The sequence below is a fragment of the Rhodococcus mengyinensis genome (genome assembly GCF_048381435.1).
Lineage (GTDB): Bacteria > Actinomycetota > Actinomycetes > Mycobacteriales > Mycobacteriaceae > Rhodococcus_F > Rhodococcus_F opacus_D.
On the sequence record NZ_JBLWIT010000070.1, the window covers coordinates 1 to 4,095 of the forward strand.

The 4,095-nt window shown below is 67.6% G+C and carries 4 protein-coding genes; 3 read left to right on the forward strand and 1 reads right to left on the reverse strand.

All coding sequences use genetic code 11. The annotated features are described in order from the left end of the window. A partial coding sequence (gene hppD / locus ACNJ7E_RS13860) for a 4-hydroxyphenylpyruvate dioxygenase (RefSeq protein WP_418340133.1) occupies positions 1–1,206 on the forward strand: 1,206 nt, incomplete at its 5' end. Between the two features lie 48 nt (positions 1,207–1,254). On the opposite strand, the gene ACNJ7E_RS13865 is transcribed toward hppD, so the two are convergent. After that, positions 1,255–1,713 (reverse strand): carboxymuconolactone decarboxylase family protein, encoded by a 459-nt coding sequence (locus ACNJ7E_RS13865; protein WP_005260497.1) that lies wholly within the window; start codon positions 1,711–1,713, stop codon positions 1,255–1,257. Between the two features lie 49 nt (positions 1,714–1,762). Here ACNJ7E_RS13865 and pdxR point away from each other — a divergent pair, with 49 nt between their 5' ends. Both pdxR and ACNJ7E_RS13875 read left to right on the forward strand, forming a co-directional pair. Continuing rightward, the gene (gene pdxR, locus ACNJ7E_RS13870; protein ID WP_418340134.1) at positions 1,763–3,172 is read left to right on the forward strand and encodes a MocR-like pyridoxine biosynthesis transcription factor PdxR; all 1,410 of its coding nucleotides are present in this window, start codon (positions 1,763–1,765) and stop codon (positions 3,170–3,172) included. A 233-nt stretch (positions 3,173–3,405) separates the two neighbouring features. Next, on the forward strand, positions 3,406–3,933 hold the full coding sequence (locus ACNJ7E_RS13875; protein WP_105414233.1) for an OsmC family protein: 528 nt from the start codon (positions 3,406–3,408) through the stop codon (positions 3,931–3,933). The last annotated feature ends 162 nt before the right edge of the window (positions 3,934–4,095 follow it).

Consider the following 4,095-nt stretch of genomic DNA (forward strand, 5'->3'; position numbering starts at 1 on the left):
ATGACGATCGAGCAGACTCTCACCGACAAGGAACGCCTGGCAGGTCTCGACCTCGGCCAGCTCGAGCAACTGGTCGGGCTCGTCGAGTACGACGGCACCCGCGACCCGTTCCCGGTCAGCGGCTGGGACGCCGTCGTCTGGGTGGTCGGCAACGCCACCCAGACCGCCCACTACTTCCAGTCCGCGTTCGGGATGACCCTCGTCGCCTACTCCGGACCCACCACCGGCAACCGCGACCACCACAGTTTCGTCCTCGAATCCGGCGCCGTCCGCTTCGTCATCAAAGGCGCCGTGAACCCGGACAGCCCCCTGATCGAGCACCACCGCACCCACGGCGACGGCGTCGTCGACATCGCCCTCGCCGTCCCCGACGTCGACAAGTGCATCGCCCACGCCCGCGCCCAGGGCGCCACCGTCCTCGACGAACCGCACGAGGTGACCGACGAGCACGGCACCGTCCGCCTCGCCGCGATCGCCACCTACGGCGACACCCGCCACACCCTCGTCGACCGCAGCAACTACACCGGCCCCTACCTGCCCGGCTACACCTCGCGGGCGTCGTCGCACACCAAACGGGACGGCGCCCCCAAGCGGCTGTTCCAGGCCCTCGACCACGTCGTCGGCAACGTCGAACTCGGCAAGATGGACCACTGGGTCGACTTCTACAACCGAGTCATGGGCTTTACGAACATGGCCGAGTTCGTCGGCGAGGACATCGCCACCGACTACTCCGCCCTGATGTCCAAGGTCGTCTCCAACGGCAACCACCGGGTCAAGTTCCCCCTCAACGAACCCGCCCTCGCCAAGAAACGCTCGCAGATCGACGAATACCTCGACTTCTACCGCGGTCCCGGCGCCCAGCACCTGGCGCTGGCCACCAATGACATCCTCACCGCCGTCGACCAGCTCACCGCCGAGGGCGTCGAATTCCTGGCCACCCCCGACTCCTACTACGAGGACCCCGACCTGCGGGCCCGGATCGGCAACGTCCGCGCCCCGATCGCCGAACTGCAGAAACGCGGCATCCTCGTCGACCGCGACGAGGACGGCTACCTGCTGCAGATCTTCACCAAACCCCTCGTCGACCGCCCCACCGTGTTCTTCGAACTCATCGAACGCCACGGCTCCCTCGGCTTCGGCATCGGAAACTTCAAAGCCCTCTTCGAAGCCATCGAACGCGAACAAGCCGCCCGCGGAAACTTCTGAGCGGGCGGCAGTGCAGCGGGCGCGAGGCGGCGGGTCCGTTACCCGGGATCAGCGCACCCGCGGGGACTTCCGCGTGCTCACGGCGATGCGATTCCACGCGTTGATCGTGAGCACCAGCGAGATGAGCTGCGCCAGTTCCGTCTCCTCGAAGTACTCCTCCGCCTCCTCGTACACCGAGTCGGGGACGAAGCCGTCGGTCAGCACGGTGATCGCCTCGGCGAGCGCGAACGCGGCACGCTCCTTGTCGGTGTACAGCCCGTGCGCCTCCTCCCACGCGCCCAGCAGGTACAGCTTCTGTTCGCTGATGCCGATCTTGCGGGCATCGGCGGTGTGCATGTCGATGCACCACGCACAGTGATTGATCTGAGAGCAACGGGTGAGCACCAGCTCGACCAGCTCCGGGTCGAGGCCCTGCCGTGCCGCGGCGTCGAGGGCGATCATCGCCTTGTAGACGGCGGGGGCCTTGCGGGCGAGGTCGACGCGGGTCTTGCGCTCTGTTGTGGTCATACGAGAACAGTAAGCGCGAAATAGCCCATCTGTATGGTTCAATTCGTGCATGGAAACTTGGGCCAATTCGGGTCTGGGCCGCGACCTCCATCTCGACCTCACCGCGTCCGGCGGCGGACGGGCGCCGGGGGTGCGCGCGAACCTGGTTTCCGCTCTGCGCGAGTCGATTCGATCGGGACGGCTCGTCGCAGGCACCACCCTCCCGCCGTCCCGCACCCTGGCCCTCGACCTCGGCATCGCCCGCAACACCGTCGCCGAGGCGTACTCCGAACTCGTGGCCGAGGGCTGGCTCACCGCCCGGCAGGGGTCGGGGACCCGGGTCGCTGATCGGGCAGGTCGGCCGGCCCGACGTCCGCACACCCGCTCCACGGCGGCGCCCCGACCGGCGTTGAGCCTGATGCCCGGTTCTCCCGACGTCGGGGAATTTCCGCGTGCCGCCTGGATGGCGTCGGCCCGCCGCGCGCTCTCCGCGGCACCCAACGACGCGTTCGGACCGGGTGATCCGCGGGGACGTCCCGAGCTCCGTCACGCTCTCGCCGAATACCTTCCTCGTGCACGAGGAGTGCGCACCGATCCCGACCACATCGTGGTCAGTGCGAGCTCGGGGCACGGACTGTGGTTGCTCGCCCGCGCCGTGAAGGGGCCGATCGCCGTCGAAGGGTATGGGTTGCATCTGCATCGCGAGCTGCTCGGCGATGCCGGCGTGTCCACCGTCCCCCTGTACCTCGACAACCGCGGAGCGCAGCCCCCGGATGCGACGGGCAGGCAGCTGTCGGCAGCGTTGCTCACCCCGGCTCATCAATTCCCTACCGGCGGGCCGCTCCATCCCGGCAGGAGAACGGCTTTCGTGGAATGGGCACGTGCGGCGAGGGCGATCGTGATCGAGGACGATTACGACGGGGAGTTCCGGTACGACCGCCAACCCGTCGGCGCGCTGCAGGGTCTGGCCCCGGACGAGGTGGCCTATCTGGGCACGGTGAGCAAAACTCTCTCCCCCGCGATCCGCGTGGGCTGGATGGTGCTGCCGGAACGGCTGATCGACCGTGTTCTGGCAGTCAAGGGCGGATACGAGAGGTGGGTCAGTTCGACGGACCAGCTCACCCTGGCAGACTTCATCGAGAGGGGCGCATTCGATCGGCACGTCCGCAGGATGCGCACGCTCTACCGCCGCCGGCGCGACACCCTCGTCGAAACCCTCGCCGCCCGTGCACCACACGTGCACGTCACCGGCATCGCGGCCGGTTTGCACGCCGTCCTCGAACTTCCCGACGGGACCGAGGCGGCCACCGTCGACCGGGCCGCGTCCCTCGGCCTCGCGGTGGAGGGTCTGCGCACGTTCCGTCATCCGGGCGCTCCCGCGGACCGGTCCGACGGACTCGTCGTCGGCTACAGCACGCCGTCGTCCGCGCGTTTCTCGGCCACTCTCGATGCCCTGTGCCGCGCGCTGCCCACTCCGTGAGCAGAATTTCCTATGGGACTGGTCGGAATGCGTGTCGTGCGGTTACAGTCTGATCCGTGACCGAATCCGGCGTGATCGACTCAGGTGAGCTGCTGACGCGGCGTCGCCATGTCGATTTCGCACTGGTGTGTACCTCGAGGTGTCCGATCTCCTGATCGGACCCGTCCCGGCGTGACGTTTCTCCACGCCGGGTTCTTCCTGCACACCCTCGTTTTCGAAGGATTCGTACTGTCATGACCACTGCATCCGTTTCGCATCTCGCGTCGGTCATCGGCGCCACCCGCGACGCCGTGTCCGAGGATTCCGCGAACGCTCACGTCGTCTTCCGCGCGTCCGCGCAGGCGCACGATGCCGTCGCGAGCACCGTCACGCTCGGCAAGTACAGCGTCGAGGTGGACGAGCCTCCGGCGCTCGGCGGCGACAATTCGGCGGCCAATCCCGTGGAGTACTACCTCGCGTCGCTGCTCTCGTGCCAGGTGGTCACGTACCGCTTCTGGGCCGAGAAGCTCGGTGTCCGCGTCGACGACATCTCGGCGCGGGCGGAGGGCGACCTCGACGTACGCGGGTTCTTCGGCTTCGACGACGCCGTCCGTGCCGGGTTCGGCGAGGTGCGGGTCGTCGTGACGCTGACCGGCCCGGAATCGCGGGAGCGCTACCTCGAACTGCAGGAGGCGGTGGATGCGCACTGCCCCGTCCTCGACCTGACCCGCAATCAGACCCCGGTCCGCACCGTGGTCGAAACACTCACCGGCGAAAACTGATTCACCACATCCACCTCACCGAATCTGGAGCACACCACTCGTGACCGAGAGCATCGATCCCACCGTCAACTGGTCGTTCGAGACCAAGCAGATCCACGCCGGGCAGACGTCCGACGCGACCACCAAGGCGCGGGCGCTGCCGATCTACCAGACCACCTCGTA